The organism is Streptomyces sp. NPDC002156 (genome assembly GCF_053593675.1).
In genome coordinates this window covers 1-5,309 of the sequence record NZ_JBSFDA010000315.1, presented here as the reverse complement: position 1 = coordinate 5,309, position 5,309 = coordinate 1, and the positions used below count along the sequence as shown (strand labels likewise).

The 5,309-nt window shown below is 70.8% G+C and carries 3 protein-coding genes; all 3 read right to left on the bottom strand.

What is annotated here, in order from left to right; genetic code table 11:
• Positions 1 to 115 precede the first annotated feature (115 nt).
• Complete coding sequence (locus ACWCRB_RS48925; RefSeq protein ID WP_451002236.1) at positions 116 to 2,125, bottom strand: SpoIIE family protein phosphatase; 2,010 nt, start codon at positions 2,123 to 2,125, stop codon at positions 116 to 118.
• Positions 2,126 to 2,705: 580 nt separating this feature from the next.
• Positions 2,706 to 3,398, bottom strand: coding sequence for a cytidylyl-2-hydroxypropylphosphonate hydrolase (fomD, locus tag ACWCRB_RS48920; RefSeq protein ID WP_451002235.1), 693 nt, complete (start codon positions 3,396 to 3,398; stop codon positions 2,706 to 2,708).
• A 73-nt stretch (positions 3,399 to 3,471) separates the two neighbouring features.
• Positions 3,472 to 4,866, bottom strand: a complete 1,395-nt coding sequence (locus tag ACWCRB_RS48915) for a class II fumarate hydratase (protein ID WP_451002234.1) — start codon at positions 4,864 to 4,866, stop codon at positions 3,472 to 3,474.
• Positions 4,867 to 5,309: the final 443 nt, after the last annotated feature.

The following is a 5,309-nucleotide window of genomic DNA, read 5'->3' as shown; positions in this document are numbered from 1 at the left end:
CCCCTCTCCGGCCTTCTTTTTTTTGGCCCGCCCGGCCCTTCGGCCCCATCCGTGTGGGGGCTCCCGGTGATCACCGGGAGCCCCCTCTCGCGTACGCGCTCTCACGCGTGACCGCTCACGTCCGGTTCAGCTCGAACCAGACCACCTTCCCGGTGCTCAGCCGGGTCGCACCCCAGCGCCGGGCCAGCCGGTTGACGAGATACAGCCCGCGCCCACCCTCGTCCGTGGCCCGCGCCTGCCGCAGCCGCGGCAGCTGCGGCACGTCGTCGCCGACCTCGCAGCGCAGTACGTCGGTGCGCAGCAGCCGGAGGGTGATCGGGCGGGAGGCGTAGCGCACGGCGTTCGTCACGACCTCGCTGACGAGCAGCTCCACCGAGTCGGTCAGGTCCTCCAGACCCCAGCGGGACAGCGCGCGCCGGGCGAGCCGGCGGGCCCGGCCGGGCGCCGCGTCCTCCGGGTCCAGGTACCAGTACGCGACGTCGCTCGGCGCGATGCCGTCGAAGCGGGCGGCGAGCAGCGCGATGTCGTCGTCCCGGTCGCCCGGGCCCAGCATGTCGAGGACCTCGTCGCACAGGGCTTCGAGGGGCGGCGGATGGTCGGGGCCGGTCAGCTGGGCGGTCGCGGCGAGCTTCTCGCGGAGCTGCTCTATGCCGGTCCAGACGTCCCGCAGCCGGGACTCGACGAGACCGTCGGTGTAGAGGAAGAGGGTGGCGCCGGCCGGCGCGTCCAGCTCCACGGCCTCGAAGTCGACTCCGCCGACCCCGATGGGCGCGCCGGAGGGCACCTTCAGCACCTCGGCCCGGCCGCCCAGGTGCAGCAGGACGGGCGGCGGATGGCCGGCGTTGGCGATGGTGATCCGATGGGATACCGGGTCGTAGACCGCGTACAGGCAGGTAGCCATGCGGTCCGTACCCAGCCGCTGGGCCTGTTCGTCGAGGTGGTGCAGGACCTCCTGCGGGGGCAGGTCGAGCCCGGCGAGGGTCTGCGCGGTCGTCCGGAGCTGGCCCATGATGGCCGCGCTGGTCATGGAGTGCCCCATGACGTCACCGACGACGAGGGCGACGCGGCTGCCGGGCAGCGGGATGGCGTCGTACCAGTCACCGCCGACACGGGCGGTCTCGGCGGCCGGGAGGTAGCGGGACGCGAGCCGCACACCCGTGGGCCGCGGCAGGGTCTCCGGCAGCATCGTGCGCTGCAGCTCGTCGGCGATGTAGGCCTCGCGGCCGTACAGCACCGCCTTGTCGATGCCGAGGGCGCTGTGCGTGGCCAGTTGGGCGGCGACGAGGAGGTCGTCCGTCTCGAACGGGATCCGCTCCGGGCGGCGCAGGAAGAGCGCGGCCCCGATGACCCGGCGCCGGCCGCGCAGCGGGGCGAGGATCGCGCGCTGGCCGTCCGGTACGTCCAGATCGCAGCCCTCGCCGAGCAGTTCGGGCAGGGCGGCGCGGGCGGCGGGCGCGTCCGCGAAGACGGGCCGGACACCGCGCAGCACCTCGGCGAGCGCACCACCGGGACGCACCTCGCACAGTTCGGCGCTGACCGGGGACAGCTCGGCGGGCTGCTGGGGGACCGCGGAGGTGGCCAGGAAGCCGTTCTCCGTGTCCCGCTCCTGCGGCAGCCGGTCCGTACGGCGCAGCCGCAGCACCAGCGGTCCTGTGGGCCGCTCGTCGCCGACGGGCAGCGGGTCGCGCAGATAGACGAGGATCGTGTCGGAGAAGGTCGGCACGGTGGCCCGGCACAGCCCCATCACGATCTCGTCGAGGTCGATGCCCCGGGCGATCCGCCGGGTGGCCGCGCCGACGAACCGCAGCCGGTCGCCGTCCCGCCGCATCGGCAGGGGCGTGCCGGTGGGGCTGCCCTGGCCGGAACGCCGCTCCTTGCCCACGAGGGCGCCCGTGGTCGGGTCGATGTCGAGGGTGTCGGAGGGCGGGTCGGTGACCGCGTGGTTCTCGGCGCCCGGCTGGGCCGGGATGCTGTCCGGCGCCGGACGCGGGCGGTGCGCGTCGGGCCCGGTGGAGGACGGCTGGTCGGGCTGCGAGTGCTCGGGCCCTGGGGTGGCCGGCGGTCCGGTGGGGTTGGGGCCGGTGGAGCCGGACGTACCGGTACCAGTACCCGAGCTGGATGCCATCGCGCCTGTTCCCGCCTCTGTTCCCGCTGTTCCCGCGTCGTGCGCGGTCCTACCGGTCGTACCGGCGTCGCCGACGGTCTCGGGGCTCTCGGAGCCTGTCACAGGGCCTGCGGCGGCCTCCGGTCCGCCGGCGGCGTCGCCGCCCTGCTGCCCTGTCGTCTGCTTCGGCAGAGGCAGAGCCGCCGCCTCCGGGGAACGCAGAAGCGCCCCGCGGGTGTCCGCGGGGATGTCCGGCCGGCCGGTGCCCGGCCGACTGCGCTCGTGCGAGGTGGGTTGCTCCGTCACGCGTGTCGAATCCATCCGTCCGGGGCTGCGCGTTGTACACGCAGTTGGTCCCGCCGACTTCCCGATACCCGGTATACATGCCCCAGGAACGGAAAACCGGCGTGGTCAGAGGTTGTTCCTGATGCACCGGCGGGCCGTGGTCGGCCCGGACCGGTGTTGCCCTCGTACCCCTCGCTCACGTCCTGCCGCCCCTCGGTGACGTATGGTCAAGCCCAGCGCATGTTCCGGGAGTTACGGTTGTGCGCCCTTGCGGAGGACGATCCTACGGTTGCGCACCGGGGGCGCATCAAGGGTCTCATGACGACATGTGCGCGGGCGTACGGTCCCAGTCCTCCGGCAGTGACGGTACAGCCCAGGACGGATCCGGTCGCCAGTGCTGCCAGCCATCCGCGAACGGCGCCCCCCACGCGCGGATGACCTCGACCGCCGATCGCCCCGCTTCCCTTACCCGTTCGGCGAGTTGGGCGTCCATCAGTCCGGCCTCCTGGGCCTGCGCGAACTCGTCCTCGTCACGCCACTCCCAAGTCCGGTCGGGATTAACGGTGATGTCGAGGAAGTGATCCTCGGAATCGACCCCGCCGGCCCAACGGACCAGCGGTTCCTCCAGGTTCACGTACCAGTTCTTGAACTGCCAGCCCGGTTCCCAGAAAAGCCACACAGACCAGGGCTCACCGGGCCGCGCGAGCTTCAGCACCCCGGTGCCGAACCAGCGGTCGCGCTGGACGGTACGGGGCTTGGTGTACCGCGACTCCAGCGGTTCCACGTGGACGGGCGTACCGTCGGCGAGCACGGGCTTGACGCACTCGGTGCCGGGCGCCATCCACACGGCAAGGACGTCGGAATCATCCCGTACGACGGTGACGGGACGCACGATGTGAAAGCGGTCGCCGGAGTTCTCACGGTACCGCCACAGAATCTGACTGCCGGGGGACCAGTACGCCGCCGATCCGCCCGCTTCCACTCGTCTCACCGCTCCGTCGTCTGTCATGGAGAGATATTAGGTGCCCCGGGCACGTGACGCTGCGGTGCGCGTCACCGTTCTCGCCAGTGGCCGAATGACGTTACGGGCGCGTCATCCGCAGGACATCCAGGGCCGTGTCGAGCTGCTCGACGGTGAGATCACCACGCTCCACGTACCCACCCTCCAGGACGACTTGGCGAATCGTCTTCTGCTCGGCGAGCGACTTCTTGGCCACCTTGGCCGCCTCCTCGTACCCGATGTACTTGTTGAGCGGCGTGACCACGGAGGGCGAGGACTCGGCGTACTCCCGGGCCCGCTCCCGATGGGCGACGATCCCGTCGACGGTCCGATCGGCAAGCAGCCGAGAGGCATTGGCGAGGAGCCGAACAGACTCCAGCACATTCTTGGCGATGACAGGCAGCATGACATTGAGCTCGAAGTTCCCGGCGGCACCGGCGGTGGTGACGGTGAGGTCGTTGCCGATGACCTGCGCGGACACCATGAGCACGGCCTCGGGAATGACGGGGTTGACCTTGCCGGGCATGATGGACGACCCGGGCTGAAGATCGGGAAGGGAAATCTCGGCAAGCCCGGTCCGAGGTCCCGAGGCCATCCACCGAAGATCGTTGGCGATCTTGGTGAGCCCCACGGCAATGGTCTTGAGCTGCCCGCTGATCTCGACGATCCCGTCCCGAGCCCCCTGCGCCTCGAAGTGATCGCGGGCCTCGGTGAGGGGCAGCCCGGTGGCGCGCGCCACCTCCTCAATGACGGCGGCGGAGAACCCGGGAGGCGTGTTGATCCCGGTCCCGACGGCCGTACCGCCGAGGGGCAGCTCGGCGAGCCGGGGCAGGGAGGCCCGCAGCCGCTCGACGCCGTACCGCACCTGAGCGGCGTACCCCCCGAACTCCTGTCCGAGCGTCACGGGCGTGGCGTCCATGAGATGAGTACGCCCCGACTTCACGACGTCGGCGAACTCCTCGGACTTGCGGGTGAGGGAGTCGGCGAGGTGGTCGAGGGCGGGGATCAGGTCACGGGTGACGGCGGCGGTGGCGGCGATGTGGATGGAGGACGGAAACACGTCGTTGGAGGACTGCGACGCATTGACATGATCATTAGGGTGTACGTCTTTCCCCAACCGCTCACTCGCAAGGGTGGCGATGACCTCGTTGGCGTTCATGTTGGACGAGGTCCCGGACCCGGTCTGGAACACGTCAACGGGAAAGTGCGCGTCCCACTCCCCGGCGGCGACCTCGCCGGCGGCCTCCTGGATCGCCCCGGCGATGTCCTTGTCGACGACACCCAGCTCGGCGTTGACCTTGGCGGCGGCGCCCTTGATGTGGGCGAGGGCCTCGATGTGGGCACGCTCGATGCGTTGCCCGGAGATGGGGAAGTTCTCGACGGCGCGTTGGGTCTGGGCCCGCCACTTGGCGTGGACGGGGACGCGGACTTCGCCCATGGAGTCGTGTTCGGTGCGGTACTGGCCAGTGGTTGTCATTCGTCCTACCTCCGGAGGGGACAGCGTGGGGTTGGAGGGACGTATTCCCTTGCGACCAGGGGTGCGTTTCTTTCGCCCCCGCCGCCCTTACCCGTTCCCATCCTCGGGGGCTGAGCCCCCGAACCCCCGCAACGGCCCTGAACGGGCCTTGTCCTCAAACGCCGGACGGGCTGGAGACGCGAGCCGACGCTGAAAGACCAAGCCCCGACCGGCAGCCTCCAGCCCCGACCCAACCGCGTCCAGCCCATCCGGCACCACCCAGCCCGGCAGAAGGCATTTCGGCCCGGCAGGAGGCATTTCGGCCTGTCCGGAGGTATTTCAGCCCGTCCGGCGTTTGAGGACGAGGCCGTTCAGGCCGAAAGGGGGGTCTGGGGGCGGAGCCCCCAGGGATGGGACGGGTAGGGGCGGCGGGGGCGAGACAGGTCCGCGCCGCCCCGATCGAA

Coding starts and splice junctions, on each gene's coding strand:
- fomD (WP_451002235.1), bottom strand. CDS start 3,398: ATGACAGACGACGGAGCGGTGAGACGAGTGGAAGCGGGCGGATCGGCG.
- ACWCRB_RS48915 (WP_451002234.1), bottom strand. CDS start 4,866: ATGACAACCACTGGCCAGTACCGCACCGAACACGACTCCATGGGCGAA.
- ACWCRB_RS48925 (WP_451002236.1), bottom strand. CDS start 2,125: ATGGCATCCAGCTCGGGTACTGGTACCGGTACGTCCGGCTCCACCGGC.